15 protein-coding genes are annotated in these 19,868 nt (G+C 59.2%); 13 read left to right on the top strand and 2 right to left on the bottom strand.

The window, feature by feature from the left end:
• Positions 1-225: 225 nt before the first annotated feature.
• From LDN12_RS00145 to truA, 4 genes are all read left to right on the top strand, one after another.
• Positions 226-2,289 (top strand): M1 family metallopeptidase, encoded by a 2,064-nt coding sequence (locus tag LDN12_RS00145; RefSeq protein WP_223920505.1) that lies wholly within the window; start codon positions 226-228, stop codon positions 2,287-2,289.
• Positions 2,290-2,518: 229 nt separating this feature from the next.
• Complete coding sequence (locus LDN12_RS00140; RefSeq protein ID WP_223920504.1) at positions 2,519-2,782, top strand: hypothetical protein; 264 nt, start codon at positions 2,519-2,521, stop codon at positions 2,780-2,782.
• Between the two features lie 108 nt (positions 2,783-2,890).
• On the top strand, positions 2,891-3,784 hold the full coding sequence (gene hslO / locus LDN12_RS00135; RefSeq protein WP_223920502.1) for an Hsp33 family molecular chaperone HslO: 894 nt from the start codon (positions 2,891-2,893) through the stop codon (positions 3,782-3,784).
• A gap of 1 nt (position 3,785) precedes the next feature.
• Complete coding sequence (truA, locus tag LDN12_RS00130; RefSeq protein ID WP_223920501.1) at positions 3,786-4,574, top strand: tRNA pseudouridine(38-40) synthase TruA; 789 nt, start codon at positions 3,786-3,788, stop codon at positions 4,572-4,574.
• On the opposite strand, the gene LDN12_RS00125 is transcribed toward truA, so the two are convergent.
• Positions 4,549-5,067: a TlpA disulfide reductase family protein gene (locus LDN12_RS00125; protein WP_223920500.1), complete on the bottom strand. Its 519-nt coding sequence runs from the start codon at positions 5,065-5,067 to the stop codon at positions 4,549-4,551. The two genes, truA and LDN12_RS00125, sit on opposite strands and share 26 nt — an antisense overlap.
• A 6-nt stretch (positions 5,068-5,073) precedes the next feature.
• Complete coding sequence (gene trxA / locus LDN12_RS00120; RefSeq protein WP_223920498.1) at positions 5,074-5,403, bottom strand: thioredoxin; 330 nt, start codon at positions 5,401-5,403, stop codon at positions 5,074-5,076.
• A 220-nt stretch (positions 5,404-5,623) separates the two neighbouring features.
• Between trxA and LDN12_RS00115 the strand changes: the two genes are divergently transcribed.
• The 9 genes from LDN12_RS00115 (at position 5,624) to LDN12_RS00075 (ending at position 19,565) form a co-directional block, all read left to right on the top strand.
• Complete coding sequence (locus LDN12_RS00115; protein ID WP_223920496.1) at positions 5,624-6,217, top strand: bifunctional precorrin-2 dehydrogenase/sirohydrochlorin ferrochelatase; 594 nt, start codon at positions 5,624-5,626, stop codon at positions 6,215-6,217.
• The gene (gene ccsB, locus LDN12_RS00110) at positions 6,214-7,032 is read left to right on the top strand and encodes a c-type cytochrome biogenesis protein CcsB (RefSeq protein ID WP_223920494.1); all 819 of its coding nucleotides are present in this window, start codon (positions 6,214-6,216) and stop codon (positions 7,030-7,032) included. Before LDN12_RS00115 ends, ccsB begins: the two co-directional genes overlap by 4 nt.
• A gap of 62 nt (positions 7,033-7,094) precedes the next feature.
• Positions 7,095-8,396: a glutamyl-tRNA reductase gene (gene hemA, locus LDN12_RS00105; protein ID WP_223920493.1), complete on the top strand. Its 1,302-nt coding sequence runs from the start codon at positions 7,095-7,097 to the stop codon at positions 8,394-8,396.
• Positions 8,397-8,414: 18 nt separating this feature from the next.
• Positions 8,415-9,107 carry a DNA/RNA nuclease SfsA gene (gene sfsA, locus LDN12_RS00100; protein WP_223920492.1) on the top strand — a complete coding sequence of 231 codons (693 nt, stop codon included), beginning with the start codon at positions 8,415-8,417 and terminating at the stop codon, positions 9,105-9,107.
• Positions 9,108-9,564: 457 nt separating this feature from the next.
• Positions 9,565-10,515, top strand: coding sequence for a hydroxymethylbilane synthase (hemC, locus tag LDN12_RS00095; protein ID WP_223920491.1), 951 nt, complete (start codon positions 9,565-9,567; stop codon positions 10,513-10,515).
• Positions 10,512-12,053 carry a uroporphyrinogen-III C-methyltransferase gene (gene cobA / locus LDN12_RS00090; protein ID WP_223920488.1) on the top strand — a complete coding sequence of 514 codons (1,542 nt, stop codon included), beginning with the start codon at positions 10,512-10,514 and terminating at the stop codon, positions 12,051-12,053. Before hemC ends, cobA begins: the two co-directional genes overlap by 4 nt.
• A gap of 263 nt (positions 12,054-12,316) precedes the next feature.
• Positions 12,317-15,499, top strand: a complete 3,183-nt coding sequence (locus LDN12_RS00085) for an AsmA family protein (RefSeq protein WP_223920486.1) — start codon at positions 12,317-12,319, stop codon at positions 15,497-15,499.
• A 39-nt stretch (positions 15,500-15,538) separates the two neighbouring features.
• Positions 15,539-16,195, top strand: a complete 657-nt coding sequence (locus LDN12_RS00080; protein WP_223920484.1) for a DUF1318 domain-containing protein — start codon at positions 15,539-15,541, stop codon at positions 16,193-16,195.
• Between the two features lie 400 nt (positions 16,196-16,595).
• The gene (locus LDN12_RS00075) at positions 16,596-19,565 is read left to right on the top strand and encodes a PAS domain S-box protein (protein ID WP_223920482.1); all 2,970 of its coding nucleotides are present in this window, start codon (positions 16,596-16,598) and stop codon (positions 19,563-19,565) included.
• Positions 19,566-19,868 lie beyond the last annotated feature (303 nt).

The following is a 19,868-nucleotide window of genomic DNA, read 5'->3' as shown; positions in this document are numbered from 1 at the left end:
TTATGCTTAACATCTCGATATAATTAGATTAAATTGATGATAAGAACCTGCTGCCCGGGATGTGGGGCCGTCGCTCCCCCGCAGATGTATGGGAGCCATATACACCCGGGCAGGCCCAAAACGATGCCGGCGCCCCTGTCGGCGGCGTTTTTCCTGTTTTTATCCACCTCAGGGGGGTGTATATTTTTCAGGACGGCATGTCGGTATTGGGGCGGGAGGTGCGGGATGATGAGGTATGCGGGGGTGCGGGCGGCAGCGGCTTTTGCGGTATTCTTCCTGGCCGGTGTGGCTTGGGCGGACGGGACCGGACCGGTGGTGGAGCGGCAGGACATCGCCGTGACCCTCCAGCCCGAGAGCCATTCCCTGGTGGGCGAGAGTACGGTCACCTTTGCCGCCGGCACCGGGAGCGTAGCGCTCAGGCTCTCCGGGACGTCACGGATAGAGTCCGTCACGATAGCCGGCAGCAGGAGCGCCTTTTCCTTTACCGGCGGCATCCTCTCCCTCGATCTGCCCGCCGGGGAGAAGGCCCTCCCGGTCACCGTTTCCTACCGCGCCACCTTCAACGATCAAGTCTCGCACGCGCCTGCCGCCGGTGAGGACCCAAGCTACGGGGTGAATGGCGCCATTACGCGGGAAGGAACCTTTCTGGGGGGTGGCGCCTTCTGGTACCCGGTCCCGTCGCAGGTCCCGAAGCACCGCTCCGTCAGTATCTCGGCCCCCGCCGGCATCGAGGCCGTGACAGCCGGGAAAAGGACCCTCCGGGAGACGACCGGAGCCGTCACCCGCTCCCGGTGGGAAGAGGCGCGGCCCATAGGCGTGCTCACCCTGTGCGCAGGCCCCTACCGGGTCGAGCAGGGGAGCGTGGAAGGTATCGATATCTACACGTACTTCTACCGGGACAACGCCCCCATGGCGCCCCGCTATCTGGATGCCGTCGCCAGGTACCTGAAATTTTACCGCGATCTCTTCGGGCCCTATCCGTTCGAAAAGTTCGCCGTGGTCGAGAATTTTTTTCCCACCGGTTACGGTTTGCCTTCCTTCACCCTGCTCGGCGGGTCGGTGATCCGGCTTCCCTTCATCATCGACACCAGCCTCCCCCACGAGATCGCCCATTCCTGGTGGGGCAACGGGGTAGACGTGGATCAGCGCGAGGGGAATTGGTGCGAGGGACTGGTCACCTATCTGGCCGATTACCTCCTGAAGGAACGGCGCTCCGCGGCCGAGGAGTACCGCCGGCAACTCCTCATCGACTACGCGTCCCTCGTGACGCCGGCAAGCGATTTTCCGCTGAGCGCCTTCGCAAGCCGCAGCGACCCGGCCTCCCGGGCCATAGGCTACGGCAAGGGGGCCATGGTGTTCCACATGGTCCGCTCCATGATCGGCGATCACGCCTTCTTTGCCGCGCTGCGGCAGGTCTGCCGCGACCGTCTCTACCGGTCGGCCTCCTGGAGCGACCTTGTCCGCGCCTTCTCCAAGAGTGCCGGACGGGACCTCTCCGCCTTCATGGAGCAGTGGCTTGCCCGGCCCGGCGGTCCGCGCCTCTCCCTGGCGGAGGTGACCACCCGTCGCGACGCCGGGGGGTGGACCGTTTCCGGCATGATCGTGCAGACCCCGCCGCTCTTCCGGTTGGGCGTACCGCTTCGCCTGGAGACGGCGGGCGCCCGGAGCGGGGAGGTGGTGCCGGTCCTCCACGAGCGGACCCGGTTTACCATTTCGAGCACCGATGCCCCGAAACGGTTGCTTTTGGACCCGGAAGCCGGTATCTTCCGCATCCTTGCCCCCGGCGAGATCCCCGCGACCGTCAACAGCATCAAGGGCTCGTCGCAGCTCATAGGCGTCATGACGGAAAACTGCCGCGCGCGCAGCGAGACCTTCAAGGATTTCCTGGCGTCTCTTTCCCAAGGGGGGGCGAGGATCATAAACGAGGCCCAACTGGAGGAGAAAGAAGCAGCCCGAAACGACCTTGTTTTCTGCGGAGTGCCGCGCGATCGTTCGCGCCTGCCTCCGCTTCCCGAGGGGATCGACAGCGCCGCCACCGCGTTCGCCGTTGGCGGGGCGACGTATTCCGCCAACGACGGCCTGCTCATGCTGGTGATGCAGCGGGGCTCCGCCTCCGGACGGGTTGCGGCGCTTTTCCAGCCGTTGTCCGAAACGGCGGCCGCGCAGTACGCGCCCAAGATCACCCACTACGGGAAATACAGTTACCTGGTTTTTGCCGATGGGGCAAACCGGCGAAAAGGAACCACTACCGCTCCCTTCGCGGGCGTTGCGGTCGATGTGCGGCCCTGATCATCCGGGCAAGACGCAGCGACGCTTAACAGGCTGTCGAAAAGCGCAGGTTGTTCAAAAATAGTCAGATCGTCGCATCCGCAGAAGGCCCTTTCGTGCGGCGTATAATTATGCGTGAGCATAATTATCGGTGACGGAGCCATAGCGTAGTCATCCCGTCTTGCGGGACGCCGATAGGCGCTAAGATGACTGTTTTTCAACAACCTCTTAAAGGAGGGGCTGCGAGGTCATGAAGGCCGAGGTCTATTCCATAACCTACAGGATACCCCTGACGGATGCCCAACAGGCAAAGCTGGACCGGAAGTGGCCCGATGGCGACCCGTTCATATCCTATGAGCAGATGGCGTCCCTCTTGGAACCGCTCCCGGTGGAAGACCTGGACTGGTCCAACCACGCCGGCCGGTATTTCTTTTTTACCGTGCATGGAGACGATATCCCCGGCACGGTAAAAGAGGTCATGGAGCGGCTCGAACGCAAGCTGGGCACGAAATGATTGCACCCCCGGGCAGCGGTCAGGCGAGGAGGGGTTCTCATAAAATAGGGTTGCCGCCACTGGCGGGAACTTGTACCCTTGGAAGAGATCGAAAAGGAGAGCTATACCATGGCAGATACCATCATCCGCGCCCTGAGCGCCTCGGGCGGAATACGCGTACTGGCCGCCAGCGTCGGCGGTCTCGCCCGCGAAATATGCTCGTTGCAGCAGGCTTCAGCCACGGCGAGCGTGGCCCTGGGCCGCGGGCTGGCCGGCGGCGCACTGTTGGGCGCCCTGCTCAAGCCGGGCCAGAGAACGGCCCTCAAGTTCGAAGGCAACGGCCCCATGCGCAAGATGATCATCGAGGCGGATTGGGACGGAGCGGTACGGGGATGCGTCGGCGACCCCGCCGCCGAGGCCGAACCGCTGGGCGGAAAATGGAATGTCCCGGGGGTGTTGGGTCATGCGGGGTTTCTCACGGTCTCAAAGGATCTGGGAATGGGGGGCGAGCCGTACCAGGGCATGGTGCAACTGCGCACCAGCGAGATCGGCGACGACCTGGCCTACTACCTGACCGACTCCGAACAGGTCCCGTCGGCGGTCGGCCTCAGCGCCTCGCTGGATGAAGGGGGCGGCATCTCCCTGTGCGGCGGTTTCCTGGTGCAGGCGCTGCCCAAGGCCGATACCGCCGAGATCGATGAAATGATGCGGAGGATCGCGGAGCTGCCGCCGCTTTCCGGGCTTTTGCAGGAGGGGGGAGGCGAGGCGATCATGAGCCGCCTGTTCGAGGGCATCGCCTACAACCTGCTGGAGACCCGCGAGGTGTTCTTCCGGTGCGGCTGCAGCAGGGACAAGGTCGAGCGCGCCCTTTTGACCCTGGGGCCGGATGAAATCGACGACATGCGTGAGAAGGAGCGCGGAGCCGACGTGACCTGCGAGTTCTGCCGGAAGGGGTACCGTTTCGACGAGGCCGAGCTTGCGGCGCTTGCGGCATTGTCACGCACACCTGCCGGCACCTGCTGACATGCGGACCATCAAGCTGACCATAGAGTACGACGGCACCCGTTATTCCGGCTGGCAGATACAGCCCAACGGCCTGGCGGTCCAGCAGGTCATCGAGGAGGCCCTGGAGCGCCTGCTTGGAGAGGCGGTGCGGCTGCGTTCGTCGGGGCGGACCGACGCCGGCGTGCATGCCCGCGGCATGGCGGCCGCCTTTGCGACGCACCGGGACCTGCCCCTGCGCGCATTCGTCGAGGGCACCAACCGGTTTCTGCCGGACGACATCGCCATCATCGACGCCGTAGAGGTCCGGGCCGGTTTCAAGCCGATCAAAGATGCCCTGGCCAAACACTACCGCTACACCATCCGCGTCTCCCCGGTGCGTTCGCCGCTGCACCGTTTCCACGCCTGGCACGTTAAGGACCAGCTCGACCTGGCCGCCATGGAGGCGGCCCTGTCCGCATTCACGGGACGGCATGACTTTGCGGCGTTCCGGGCTTCCAATTGCGTATCCCGGACAACGGTGCGGAGGATCGACTCCGTTGCCATGAGCCGGGAAGACGACTTCATCTTCATTGACGTGGTCGGTGAAGGATTCCTGAAAAACATGATCAGGATCATGGTGGGAACCGTGGTTGACGTGGGGAAAGGGCGTTTTGCGCCGGATCATATCGCATGGCTGCTGCAGAACCGGGACAGAAAAAAGGCCGGCGTTACGGCGCCGGCCTGTGGACTCTGCCTGATGGAGGTCTTTTACCCCCCGGATGACGGCAAGGGCGAAGAGCTGCCTATTTCTCGGCCAGCAGCTTTTTGATCAACGACTCCATGGAATCGGCGATTTCGTCGGAGAATCCTCTGAATACCTCGGAAACCTTGCCTTTTTTATCGATGACGATCATGACCGGAACCGAGCGGACGCCAAAATCTTCCGTCGTATCACCCGCCAGGGCGACGGGATAATTCATGTGATGTTCCGCGGCAAACGACTTGACGACGAGCGGCCCATCCTCGTCGGCGCTCAGGCCCAGGATCTGCAGCCCCTGTTTCCCGTATTTCTGGTTCATCTTCACCAGGTGGGGGATGGACATACGGCAGGGCTCGCACCACGTGGCAAAGAAGTCGACCACCAGCACGTAGCCCTGATAGTTACTCAGGGATACCGCCTGTCCCGACGTGGTGACCACCTTGAATGCGGGCGCCGGCTGCCCTTTGCGGGGCAACGCCAGGAGTTGGGCCGGCAGGAGGGCTATGAGTCCTGCCAGGGCGAGGCTTGCGACAAGCCGACGGGTTGGCCTGATACGTTTCATGGTAAGTTAGAGCGCCTTGGCGATCAGGGCATCCAGCTGCGATTTGGGAACCGCCCCGACGATCTGGTCGACGACGACGCCGCCCTTGAACAGGATGATGGTGGGAATGCCGCGCACGCCGTATTTACCCGGTGTGGCCTGGTTCTCGTCCACATTGACCTTGCCTACCTTGACCTTGCCGGCATATTCGTCGGCAACGGCATCCACAAGCGGAGAGATAGCCTTGCAGGGGGCGCACCATGTTGCCCAGAAGTCAACGAGCACGGGAGTATCGGACTGGATCACCTCGCGCTCGAAATTAGCGTCGGTGAATGCAATTACCTTTTCACTGGACATAAAAAGCATCTCCTTTTGATGAGTTCATATGTAAAAAATCATATACTAGCCGGGGAAAAAATCAAGAATAAACTCAGAATATATCCCATTTATTGAATTACGGGACCAAAGGTTGTATGTTGTCAACTTTCCGATCAAAATCGACCGTTGTCTCCGGCCGTACCGGCAACCTGTCCCAATGAGCGAGGGGGGCCGGGGGCGTTTCCCGGAAGAAAGTCTCATGCCGCACCTTGCCCTGAACATAGATATGCGGAAACGGACCGCCCTGATCGTGGGGGGCGGCGCGGTTGCCGCCCGCAAGTTGCGGGTATTGCGCGAGGCGGGGGCCGGCGTCCGGGTCGTTGCCCCGGCAGTGCTGCCCGAAATCCGCGAGCAGGAGGCGGCCGGCGCCGTGACGGTACGGATCGGTTGTTATGAGGCCGCCGACCTGGACGGCATTGCGCTGGTGGTGGCGGCGACGGATGACGCCGCCGTGAACCGGCGGGTAGCCGCTGAGGCGGGGGAGAAAGGCATCCTCGTGGCCGTCGCCGACCGGCCGGAAGCGGGAGACTGCCATTTCCCCGCGATCTTGCGGCGGGGAGCGCTCGAGATCTCCGTCTCGACGGGCGGCCGTTGCCCGGCCCTTGCCGCCGAGGTCCGCGACGCCATCGCCGGGATGATCGGTAATGATTACGCCGGACTTGTGGAACAACTGGCTGCGGAGCGAGAAAAGCTATTGACGGAAGGGAATGGCACCACATACAATAAGACGCTTTTACGCACGATGGCGAGACGCCTGGTCGCCGAGCTTTCCGCACGCAAGGACATTTCATGAGCCAGATTTTCTTCTATTGCACCCTGGTGTTGTACGGCTGCGCCACAGCGCTCTATCTGGGCTATCTGCTGCATACGACGAAGGGGATGGCGACCTGGGCGAGCCGGCTGGTCTTCGCCGGTTTCGTGACCCATTCCCTCTCCACCATCCATCGTTTCAATGCGGCCGGCTACCTGCCGATCACCAACATGCACGAATCCCTCTCCTTCTTCAGCCTGGTCATTGTGGGGGCCTTCCTGCTCTTCGTGCGCAAGTACAAGATCGCCGTCCTGGGCTCGTTCGTCATCCCCCTGGCGCTGCTCATGATCATCGCCTCCAGCACCTTCCCGTCGGCCATCCATGAGCTGAACCCGGCCCTCAAGAGCGGCTGGCTGTGGGTGCACACCACCATGGCCTTCGTCAGTTATGCGACCTTCACCATCGCTTTCGGCGCTGCCGTGATCTATCTGATCCAGCAGCATTTTCTCAAGAAAAAGAAATTCGGGGCCCTGTTCCAGAAGCTCCCTTCCCTCGACACCCTGGACGATATCAACTATCGCAGCCTGACCATCGGTTTTCCGCTCCTGACGGTTGCCATCATCTCGGGCGCCATCTGGGCCGAAAAGGCCTGGGGCACATACTGGAGCTGGGACCCCAAGGAGACGTGGTCGCTGATCACCTGGTTCATCTACGCCGCTCTTCTGCACGGCCGCATGACCACCGGTTGGCGCGGGAAGCGCGCCGCGCTGCTCTCCATCGCCGGGTTTCTGATCATGCTGTTTACCTTTATCGGGGTGAACATGTGGCTGCCCGGCCTCCACAGTTATAACAAATAGGATATCGTGGCTCAGGCTCATCGTTTCCGCAGATATCACATGCTGTAAGGAATGCGTGCTGAATGAATATTATCGTCGTTGGCCTCTCCCATAAGACCGCAACCGTTGAGATACGGGAAAAGGTGGCCTTTTCGCCCAACCTGATCGAGAAACCGCTCCGTGAGCTGGTCTCCCTCGACGAAATCGTCGAAGGGGTGATCGTCTCCACCTGCAACCGGGTCGAGATCTACGCCACGACCCGCGACATCGCGGGCGGCATCGCCCGGATCAAGCGCTTCATGGCCGATTACCATCACATCCCGCTTGAAGCCCTCGAATCCCATCTCTACAGCTACCACTCAGAAGCCGCCATCCGGCATGTCTTCCGGGTTGCGTCAAGCCTGGACTCCATGGTCGTGGGGGAACCCCAGATCCTGGGCCAGATCAAGACCTCCTACGGGTACGCCGCCGAGTACAAATCCTCCGGCATCATCCTGAACCGTTTTCTCCACAAGGCCTTTTCCGTCGCCAAGCGGGTGCGCACCGAGACCAAGATCGCTTCTTCGGCCGTTTCCGTGGCCTTTGCCGCGGTGGAGCTGGCCAAGAAGATCCTGGGCAACCTGTCCGACAAGACCGTGATGCTGATCGGCGCCGGCGAGATGTGCGAGCTGGCCGCCAAGCATTTCCTGAACAGCGGAGCCCGCGGCGTGATGGTGACCAACCGCACCTTCGAACGGGCCGAGCGGCTGGCCGAAGAGTTCGGCGGCGAGGCGGTGCCCTTCGAGGAGTTGTTCCAGCATCTCCACCGGGCCGACATCGTCCTCTCCTCCACCGGCGCGCCCCATGTCATCATCGGCCCCAAGGACGTGGAGGACGTGATCAGGCGACGCAGGTTCAAGCCGATGTTCTTCATCGATATCGCCGTGCCCCGGGACATCGACCCCAAGGTGGACGACCTGGAGAACGCCTACCTCTTTACGGTGGACAACCTGCAGGAGATCGTCCAGGCCAATCTGGCCCAGCGCAACCTGGAGGCCGAGAAAGCCGAAGAGATCATCGACCAGGAGATCGGCCAGTTCTTCAAGTGGCTTTCGTCCCTGGAGGTAACCCCCACCATCGTTGCCCTGCGCCATCACTTCGACGAGATCCGCAAGGCGGAACTGGAAAAGACCCTGGCCAACTGGAAGGACCTGCCGCCCGACGCCGAAAAGCGCCTGGAAGCCCTGACCATGGCCATGATGAACAAACTGCTCCATACCCCCACCACGGTGCTGAAGAAGGCCGGCCAAGGGGGGCGGGTCGATCTGTACGTGGACGGCTTGCGGCAGCTCTTTGAGCTGGAAGCCGCTCTCGAAGAGGCCGAAGAGCTGGAACTTGAAGCCTAGCGCACGGGGCACGGGGCCTTGAGATTGCCGCCGCTGGTCGAAGGCCGTCTGATCAGGCGCTACAAGCGCTTCCTGGCGGATGTGGAACTGGAGGATGGCACCGTCATCACCGCCCACTGCCCCAATTCCGGCAGCATGAAGGGGTGTGCGCTTCCCGGCAGCCGGGTGTACCTGTCCCGCAGCGCCAACGAGGGACGCAAATATCCCTTTACCTGGGAACTGGTGGAAGCCGACGGCTTCTGGGCCGGCATCAACACCGCCCTGCCCAACCGCCTGACGCGGGAGGCGATCGAGGACGGCACGGTGGCGGAGTTGCAGGGATACGGGGCGATCCGTCCCGAGGTGCCCTACGGCGAGCACAGCCGTATCGACCTGCTCCTGGAAGGGGCAAAGGGACGCTGCTTTGTGGAGGTCAAGAACGTCACCCTGGTGGAAGGGGGCCGGGCGCTGTTTCCGGATGCCGTCACCACCCGCGGCCAGAAGCATCTGCGGGAGTTGATGCGGGTCGTCGGGGAAGGGGACCGTGGCGTGATCTTCTTCACGGTCCAGCGCGGGGACGGCCACTCGGTTTCGCCGGCCGACGCCATTGACCCGGAGTACGGGCGGCTGCTCAGGCTGGCCCTGGATAACGGCGTGGAGGCCCTGGCCTACCGGGCCCTGGTGATGCCGGAGGAGATCAGGCTGACGGAGCGGTTGCCGGTCGTCGTGTAAGAGGTTGTTGAAAAACAGCCATCTTAGCGCCTATCGGCGTCCCGCTAAACGGGATGACTACGCTATGGCTCCGTCACCGATAATTATGCTCACGCATAATTATACGCCGCCGTCCTCGAAAGCCCCTTTTGTGCGGCGTAGCGCTGCAAACCCTCACCCAATCCCTCTCCCATAGGGAGAGGGCAAGGCATGCTCTCCCCCTCTGGGGGAGAGATAGAGAGAGGGCCTGCCTCCGCAGGGCCTTCTGCGGGTGCGACGATCTGACTATTTTTGAACAACCTCAATCTGACACAGGGAGAGAAAAGCGGAAGAACAATGCAGGCCAAAAGGCAGGATTTTGCTTTTCCCGAAAAACGTTTCGCCTTTCTCTGTGAACCTCCGCGTCTCCGTGTCTCTGTGGCAGATGTTAATTTTTAAAGCAGTGAACGTTTGAATTTCCCGTGAATGGAGACAGATTATGCCCCCCAAACAGTTACGCATCGGTACCCGCGCCAGTCAATTGGCCCTCTGGCAGGCCAACTGGGTCAAATCCGAGCTGGAGAAGCGCTATCCCGGCATGGAGGTCACCCTGACCAAGATCAAGACCATCGGCGACAAGATCCTTGATGTGCCCCTGGCCCAGGTCGGCGGCAAGGGACTGTTCGTCAAGGAGATCGAAGAGGCCATGCTGCGCGGGGAGATCGACATCGCCGTGCACAGCATGAAGGATGTGCCCACCGACTTCCCGGAAGGGCTGGGGCTGCACTGCATCACCGAGCGCGAGGACCCGCGCGACGCCGTCATCTCCCGCAACGTCAGGTTCAGCGAACTGCCCCAGGGCGCCCGCATCGGCACCAGCGCCCTGCGCCGCCAGGCCCAGCTTTTGAAGGTGCGCCCCGACCTGCAGATGGTCATCATCCGCGGCAACGTGGAAACCCGCATCCGCAAGCTGGAAGACGATAACCTGGATGCCGTCATCCTGGCCGCAGCCGGTCTGAAACGGCTCGGTTTCACCGAAAAGGTCGGCGAATACCTGGACACGGACCTCTCCATCCCGGCCATCGGCCAGGGGGCGCTGGGGATCGAGTGCCGTCTGGACGACGCCGTGATCACGGAAACCATCGATTTCTTCAACCATCCCGACACCAGCTATGCGGTGCGGGCCGAACGCGCCCTGCTGAAACGTTGCGAAGGCGGCTGCCAGGTGCCCATCGCGGCCCACGGCACCGTATCCGGCGGGGTCTTGCGCCTGGTCGGTTTCATCGCGGCGGTTGACGGCCAGCGTTCCGTGCGGGGCGAGGTCAGCGGCCCGGTCGCCGAATGCGAAAAGCTGGGTATCCAGTTGGCCGACCAACTCCTCGGCGAGGGAGGCAAGGCGATCCTTGAAGAGGTCTACCAGAGAGAGATCGCTTCCCCTGCACACCCATGAGCAACGCCCCGTGTCATACCGGCATGGTGTACCTGGTGGGAGCCGGTCCCGGCGATCCGGGGCTGATCACCCTCAAGGGGGTGGAGTGCCTGCAACGGGCCCAGGTTGTGGTCTACGACTACCTGGCCAACGAGCAGCTCCTGGCCCATGCGCCGGATGATGCGGAGCTGATCTACGCCGGCAAGATCGGCGGCCGCCATAATCAGGATCAGGAGGAGATCAACCGCCTGCTGGTGGAAAAGGGGCGCGAGGGGAAGGTCGTGGTCCGGCTCAAGGGGGGCGACCCCTTCGTCTTCGGGCGGGGCGGCGAGGAGTGCGAGGCGCTGAGCGAGGCCGGGATACCCTTCCGGATCGTGCCGGGGGTTACCGCCGCCCTGGGTGCGGCGGCCTATAGCGGCATCCCCCTGACCCACCGTAATTTCACCACCTCGGTGGCCTTCGTCACCGGTCATGAGGGGAAGGACAAGAGCGAGTCGGCCATCGACTGGGACCGCCTCTCCCTGGGTAACGGCACGGTGGTCTTTTACATGGGGATCACCACCCTGCGGAGCAACATGGAGCGTTTGCTGCGGCACGGCAGGAGTCCCCGGACGCCCGTGGCGCTGGTGCGCTGGGGAACGGCGCCGACCCAGCAGGTTTTGACCGGCACCCTGGCCGACATCGCCGACCGGGCGGAGGCCATTGGTTTCAAGCCGCCGGCCGTGACCATCGTCGGCGAGGTGGTCGGCCTGAGAGACAAACTGGCGTGGTTCGACAACCGTCCGCTGTTCGGCCGTAAGATCCTGGTGACCCGCGCCGCCGACCAAGCCGGAGAATTTGCCGCCATGCTGGCGGACCGCGGGGCCGTGGTCCTGGAGTGCCCTACCATCAAACTGGTGGACCCGGAATCCTGGGAACCTTTGGATGCCGCCATTCGGGGTATCGGCGGCTATGACTGGCTGGTGCTGACCTCGGTCAACGGGGTGCGCCGGTTTTTCCAGCGTCTTGCCGCGCTTGGGCTGGATGCCAGGGCCCTTGGGACCTGCCGGGTCTGCGCGGTGGGGCCGAAGACGGCCGAGGCGATCCGCGCTTTTGGTATCAGCCCCGACCTCGTGCCCTCTGATTATAAGGCGGAAGGGGTGGTGGCGGAGTTCGGGAAGCTGGCAATGAGCGGCGCCAGGGTCCTGTTCCCCCGTGCCGACAAGGCCCGCGAGGTCATCCCCTGCGAACTGAAGCGCATGGGCGCCCGGATAGACAGCCCGGTGGCGTATTGTAACGTGATGCCGGACCGGCTGCCGCCCGAGGCGCTCTTCGCCCTTGAAAAGCGCACCGTCGATTGCATCACCTTCACCTCGTCGTCCACGGTCCACAACCTGGCCCGCATGTTGGGCAGCGACCTCCTGGTGGACATGCTGAAGGGGGTGGCGGTGGCCAGTATCGGCGCCATTACCTCGAAAACCTGCCGCGAACTGGGGCTCAAGGTGGACATCGAACCTGCCCGTTCCACACTGGAATGCCTCACCGAAGAGATTGAACGCCACTTCCATTCTCCCCGCTAGGGTGCTGTCCGTTTTGTTGTTGGAATTATGACAACGGATTAACCGGACGGCACGCGAGATCAGCCCTGAAACGGTATTACGGGCAGGACCCGCTCCATGGGATCCTTGCCGCCGTCATCATCGCCGTATTTCTTGTTGTTGATAATTTTCAGATCGGCACTACAATTATTACGCAACGGCGTGGCCCTTCAGACCCGTGGACCGAGTAACGGCAAAAAGCCCGGAACCCTGCCGGTAACAACCTTTCCAGGATATATTTCCCCATGGAAGACTCACATGCCGGAACATACAAAAAGATCCTGCTCGCCATCGTTGTTGCCGCTACGCTCCTGGCAGTAGCTCTTCCTGCAATTCTAAAATACTACCTTGCCACCCCCCAGGCCGCATCACATATTTCCCAGATGCTTTCTCATGCCCTGGGCCAGCCTGTCCACATCGAAAAGGTCTCCGTTTCGGATGGCGCTCTGCACCTGGAGGGCTTGTCTCTCGCCAATCCGGAGGGCTTCCCGCCGTCCAAGCTCCTGTCTGTCGATTCGATTATGGTAAAACCACTGTGGTTTACGTTGCTGTCCGGCAAGAGAATCTTTGAGAAAATTGCCGTGGAGGGAATTACCGTAACCTTGCGGCGAAACCGTGACGGTGCCTGGAATTTCAGCCAACTGCAACGGAAGTTTTCATCTTCGAAACCTTCTCCCGCCGAACTGTTCATTCGTAACCTCTCCATGACCAAGGGAACGTTGCAGATAAACGATCAAACCTTTGCCGGCCTGGCCCTGAATATTTCGAACCTTGCAACGAAAGGGTCGGAAAAATCGGGGATCGGCCTGGAGTTCGATGACCCGGGCCGAAACCATTATGCCCTGTCCGGAAAGGTGCGGCTGGGCAAAGACCCCGAGTTTGAGATGGCGGTGTCGTCTTCCTCCATATCCTTTAAAAGCCTCTCCGACGTGGTGAAGAGCAAAAGCGGGTACCTGCCGGAAAAGGGTACTGCCAGACTCCGGCTGTCCGTAGGCCTCAGGAAAGGGAAAATCCGCAGCTCGGGGGAAATGAGTTTCAGTTCTACGGTGATGGCCGCAGCCGGAAGGGGTAGCGCCTTCAACGGTAAAGTCTCTCTTCTCGCCGACTATGATATGCGCGAGGATCGTCTCACCATCGAAAATCTCGCAGTGCATCTGAACGAATTGCTCGCCTGCCGCGCCTCCGCCAGTGTGAGGGAACTGAAGCGGGCCAAAGATTTCGAGATCACTATCGATTCGGATGAAATTGATCTCGGTAAGATTGCCCCATTGATCCCAGCGTTGGAGCAGGGAAAAATGGTGGTCGGCGGCAGGTTGGGGAAGGGTTTTGTGCATCTGGCGGGCAATGCCGTTGACGGAATCCTTTCCGCCAAGGGACGCCTGGAGCTTTCCCAAGGGTCGCTGATGCGGGATAAACGGCTCTTTTTCAAGGATCTGTACGCCGCCGCCACGATTTCCGGCACAGGCGATCACCTGACGGTAACGGGAAAAGCCACGCAGGCGCAATCCGAAGGGGGGGCATTTCTCGAGGCCCTTAATGCTCCGTTCAAGGTCACGCTCGATAGGCATTTCAAAACCGTTACGGCCTTTTCACCTGAATTATTCGCAAAGGGTCAGGGTGTCTCCTTTACCGGCAGATTATCCTATGCGAATGGAACCGGCCTTATGGAAAATGCCACCGTGAAGGCAAAAGACTTATCGGTGGCTATCGGACATCTCTCGGCAGGGATACCGGTGAAACATGTTTCGTCGGCAACCGTGCGCTACCCGATAAAAGCGGAATTCCGCGAGTGCAATGTGCGCCGTGGCGATATGGTGCTGAACAAGGTTTCCGGAAACATAAGGGGGGCTTATGCCTACGATCCCAACTCAAAATGGTTGGAGGGGACGGCAGAGCTTTCCGCGGCAAAGGCGGTCTGGGAGGGTAAAGAGGTCGGCGCTTCCAGGATTACCACGCAATTTTCGAAATCAGGCGGCAAAGCGGATTTTACGACAGCTCTGCTGGGTGGTTCAATCCAGGGAACCGCGGCTTTCAACCCTTTTGCCCTGAAAGACAAGGTGGTATTCAACAGCACCGCGAAAGGGATCCAACTGGCCGGGATCACTACCTATGCCGGGTTGCGGGGAGATACGGCATGTGCGGGAGGGGTGCTGGAAGCTGCCGCCGCCGGCACCTATTCCTTATCCAATGGCCTTTTCTGCCATATTGAGGCGAACGGGAAAAATATTACGGTGACCGGCAAAGCCGGCAAGACGGTTCTTTCATCCGCCGGGGTTAAAGTTGATAGTGAGGTCTCCGGCAAAAAGCTTGTTATTAACCAGGTCCTGCTGACTGCCGGAAAGGGTGTTGCCGTCAAGGCCAGTGGCGCTCTTGAGAATGCTTTTCTGCGGGACCGCTACGGGCGGATTGCCTTCACGGTGCCAAGAATATCGCTTACGGATGTTGTGGACTCATTTCTCAATCTATTGCCGCGATGGATGCAGGAGGCAACGGCTGAGGGGAGCCTCGCGGCAGAAGGCGGCGTCAACCTGCAGGAGGGTAAAATTCTTGTCGATGGCGCAGTTACGCTTGCCAATATCGGCATTGACGCCCCTACGGAAAAAATAAAGGTAACGGGTATCAACGGTGTGCTGCCGTTGTCTCTTGATCTTGCAGGTACAACCGCCGTCAAGCCATTGTCTTCTTCCCGTTTTGACCGTCAGAACTATGATACCCTTGTGAAGCAACTTCGCCAGGCCGCGGGAAAAGGCGACGCCATTACCATAACATCTTGCAGTTTCGGTAATTTAGGTGCCGATTCGATAAAAATCAGGTTGAGAGCGGATAGGGGTGTCACTGAAATCATCTCTCTCGACTCTTCACTCTATGAAGGCGCTCTGTTGGGCAAAGGGTTCATTACGACACAAAATGGAGTATTCTATCGCGGTGACATACTGTTCAACGATCTCAGCCTGGTGCAGATATGTAAAGCCTTTCCCGCTATTGCAGGCTACATATCCGGCAGAATCGACGGAATAGTGAGCATTCAGGGAAGCGGCACGTCACTTTCAGGGATAACCGGCTTTACCGAATTTTGGGCGCGGGAGACCTCCGGTGAAAAGATGCTTGTCAGCAAGGAGTTTCTCCAGCGCCTGTCGGGGAAAAAACTGAGCGGGTTCTTTTTCAGTTCCGACAGGCCCTATGACCATGCAGGTATAAAGGCGGTCCTTGAAGATGGTTTTCTGAGCTTTGACAGCCTGGGTATCTCGCATACGAATTTTTTCGGGGTCCGGGACCTGAGTGTCTCTATCGCCCCCAGCCAGAATCGGATCGCCCTGGATCATCTGCTGAATTCCATCAAAGAGGCAACGGTGCGCGGCAAGGGGGCGGCCGGAAAGGAAGCCCCCTCCGACGCTGCACCGGCAACGGAATTCAAGTGGGCCGAATAACCTGGATCGGATACGTACACTCAAAAGGGAGGATGGGAGATGAAATCTTTGAAATGGTTGTTGGCTGTGGGATGCGGACTTTTGGTTTCCTGTGCGATCATCACCGTGAATGTCTATTTTCCTGAAAAAGCGGTGAAGGATGCGTATAAATCGCTTGACGAAATACTCTTGAAAAAAGAGGGGCAAAATGTGCCGAATGCTGGAAAACAACCGGCTGTGGAACCAAAAGTGTCGCAACCGGGACCCCAGAGCAGCCTGCCGGACAGGTTGCCGGAGTTATCCTTCACCGCTGTTGCCCAGGCCGCCGAAAATGGCGATGATCTGGCCATAGAATTGGGAAGCATGCCTGAGGTTGCCGCCGCTTATGCCGAAATGAGCCAGAGACAGTCCGCCCTGGCGGCCCTTTTTGACAGCGGGGCGGTCGGATTGACAAGCCAGGGGCTGGTCTCGGTGCGGGATAAAGCAAAGATGTCCGCTCAAGACGAAGCGTTGGTCGGCGCGGAAAACAGGAATCGCAAGACGATCATCGGCGGCATGGCAAAGGCCATACTGAAAGTGACCAAGCAGGAAGCAACGAAGGCCGCGCTTGATCAGACCATGGGCAAAGCAGCCGCGACATATGCCGAAACAAGACGCGAATCAGCAAAAGCGGGCTGGTGGATGCAGTTGCAGAACGGCAAATGGGTGCAGAAATAGGTGCTGTTTCACAGGATGTAACCCGGCAGCATCTGTTGACTCTCTGGAAACGACAGAGCGATTGGTTTGGCAGAGTGGTAAGCGACAAGAGTGCTGTCATTGGTCCTGACGCTTCACGGAGCCCCCAAGGCATCGGAGGTGCCTTGGGGGCCCTCGATGTAAAAAGGTCGCAATTTCCGTTAGCGCTTTGCAACGGAGTGTTTCCCTTTCGCGGCTCCCCCAACCGAGTTGCCGTTAATTGGCCCACTTATAAAGCCGGCCTGCTTTACGAGATTTTCCGGCGATTGGCCGGTGTGCCGTCAACTTCAGCATGGCGAAGTGACGATGGTAATTGCTTTTTTGGTCAATTTGGCTATAGTTAGCCCATCACATGGTACTTGGAAGGCGGGAAGTAAGTCTTATGCGCTCATGCAAAAACTTCTGCCACATCCTCTACCTGCCGATAATATCGCTGGCAGTTCTCCTCTGCTTTGTCGCCTCCGCAGTTGGAAATCCAACCTCAACGGTACCTCTTACCGATGCCGAACTGCAATGGTTGAAGAACCATCCCCGTATTACCCTTGCCCCGGACCCCGACTTCAAACCGATTGAATTTTTCGATAAGAACGGCGCCTATCAGGGCGCCGCTGCCGATATTATCCGAATCCTGGAGAAAAAGCTTGGCGTGACCATCACGGTTGTTCATCTGAAGAACTGGGATGCAGCAATGGCCAAGTTTAAAAACCATGAAGTAGACATGCTCGGGGCCATGGTCAGGACCCCCAATCGTGAAAAATTCGCCCTGTTCACCGATACCCTGGTGACGGTGCCGGGAGGGATCTTTGCCCGTAAAGGCTCTCGAGCCGACCTGACCCTGAAGGACCTGAAAGGGAAAAGGGTCGCCGTCGTCTCAAACTACGCTGCCCATGATGTCCTGAAGGAAAAATATCCGGACATAATTCTGGATGTGGTCCCGGACGTCTCCACCGGCCTCGCTAAAGCTTCCCTGGGGATGGTCGATGCCTATGTGGAGAACATGGCCAATGCCACTTACTATGCCCAGGAGGCGGGCATAACAAATCTGCAACTTGTCGGCAAAACCGATTTCGATTATCGCTGGGGCATCGGGATCCGCAAGGACTGGCCCGAGTTGCAGGGCATAATCAACAAAGGGCTGGCAGCCATCAGCGACGTGGAGCGGCAACATGCCATCAATGGCTGGGTCCATGTGGAAAACATGCGCTGGCAACCAGGCAAGGCCTTCATAATTGGTTGTTTAGCCGCCATTTTCGGGTTTCTGCTCCTTATTATCGTAGCCTGGAATTTCTCGTTGCGGGGAACCGTGCGCCGGCGTACCGCATCCCTGAACCGGGAACTCGATGAGCGGCGCAAGGCCGAACTTGCCCTGAAAACCATGGCTGATGGTTTGGAGGGCCTGGTCAGGGACAGGACTGCGGAACTTGAGCGGCAGATAAGAGAACGGATCAAATCCGAACGTCTTTTCCGGGAGCTGTTTGAAAACATAGCGGACCCGATCTATATCTCGGATCTGTCGGGAAAGATCATTGCCGTCAATAACCAGGCCTGCCAAGAGCTTGGATACGCCCATGATGAACTGCTTGCGCTGCATATTTCCGACCTGGATACCACCTTTACGGCCCCGGAAGCGGTTTCCGGGACCCTCAGGGATGTTACGGAGAATGGGACCAGCTTTTTCGAATCGGTCCATCGGCGGAAAGACGCATCCCGATTGCCGGTCGAACTGCATGTCAGGCTCATTGATTTTAACGGCCAGGCGGCGGTAATGGGCGTCGCCAGGAATATCTCCGAACGGAAACAGAGCGAACAGGCTTTAAAGGACAGTGAAGAGAACTACCGTTGCTTTGCCGGTCTTACCTCGGACTATGTCCACCGCTGCTCGAGAACCGGAACATCGCCATTCCGCATCCAGTGGATGGGCGGCTCAGTCAGCGCTATTTGCGGCTACAGCATTGAGGAGATTTTCGAACAGGGCTGCTGGCTTCCCCTCGTTCACCCCGATGACCGGCAAAGCGTCGCCTCCTACCTCTTCAGCCTGGCCCCGGGGGATGTTAAACAGATTGAATTCAGGATGGTCACAAAAGGCGGAAACATACGATGGATATCCGAAACAAGCCGCTGCGAGGCTGGTGAAAAAGAAGGGGAACTGGTTCTCTTCGGGGCGGCCACGGATTTCACCGATCGAAAAAATGCCGAAGATGAGCGCGACAACCTTGAACGGCAAATTCTTCATGCGCAAAAACTGGAAAGCCTGGGCGTTCTCGCCGGCGGGATCGCCCATGACTTCAACAACATCCTGATGGCGATAATGGGTAATGCGGACCTGGCGCTGATGCGCATCAGCAAAGAATCTCCCTGCATTGAAAACCTGAGGAAGATCGAGGATGCAGCCGCCCGGGCGGCCGATTTGGCCAGGCAGATGCTGGCCTATTCCGGAAAGGGAAAATTCGTAGTCGACCAGATCGATTTGAATGCCCTTCTGGAAGAGATGCTGCATATGCTGGAGGTCTCGATCTCAAAGAAGGCGGTCCTGCGGCTCAATCTCACCCCAAACCTTCCCACGATAGAGGCCGATGCCACGCAGATGCGCCAGATAGTCATGAACCTGGTCATCAACGCCTCGGAGGCCATTGGCGATAAAAGCGGCGTTATCGCCATCACCACCGGCTGCATGGATTGCGACGGGAACTACTTGAAGAATGTCTGGCTGAACGAAAACATCGCCGAAGGGCTGTATGTCTACCTTGAGATTGCCGACGCCGGCTGCGGCATGGACGCTCAGACCATAGCCAAAATCTTCGACCCGTTCTTCACCACCAAGTTTACCGGGCGCGGCCTGGGCATGGCAGCGGTCCTGGGCATCGTCCGCGGCCACAAGGGGGCCATCAAGGTTTACAGCGAGGTGGGCAAGGGCACCACCTTCAAAGTGTTGTTGCCTGCTTCCGGCAAACCGGCCGAGCTGTTCAGCCACGGCGGTCACGACGTTGACTGGAGCGGCAGCGGCACGGTACTGCTGGTGGACGATGAAGAAACCGTACGGGGTGTGGGGAAGGAAATGCTCCATGAGCTGGGGTTCGCAACCATCACGGCCAATGATGGCCGGGAAGCGCTTGAGATCTTCAGAAACAACCCCGGCATTGCCTTTGTAATACTTGACCTGACGATGCCGCACGTAGACGGCGAGGAGTGCTTCCGTGAATTGCGGCGAATAAATCCGGACGTCAAAGTGATCATGTCCAGCGGCTTCAATGAACACGAGGTCACTCAAAAGTTTGTCGGGAAAGGGCTCGCCGGCTTTATCCAGAAACCGTATAAATTGTCCGTGCTTAAAACGGTAATACAGGGTATTTGACAAAAAATATTTTGGCCCGTTACGGAAATATGCCGGTATGGCCATGTTCAGCGGATACCTTGTTTCGTCATTTCCACATAAGTGCCACATGGCAAAAAATGTTGTCGCTAGGCCGATAGGTAATTTCTAATTATATTGAAAAGAAGCTATAAGATGGAGAAGTGTAAAATGTTACGTTGCCGATTGCATTGCACTGATCGTACCAAGTTGGATAGGAGGCTGCCCCGACGATAACAGGTGAAAAAACATCAACTTTTTTGAAGGCTTCTGATCGGGCAAACCTGATCGAAATACGACGATGGC

Source organism: Geobacter sp. AOG2, assembly GCF_019972295.1.
Taxonomy (GTDB): Bacteria; Desulfobacterota; Desulfuromonadia; order Geobacterales; family Pseudopelobacteraceae; genus Oryzomonas.
Note: the sequence above shows the minus strand (reverse complement) of the source record. Positions and strands in the feature narration are given on the sequence as shown.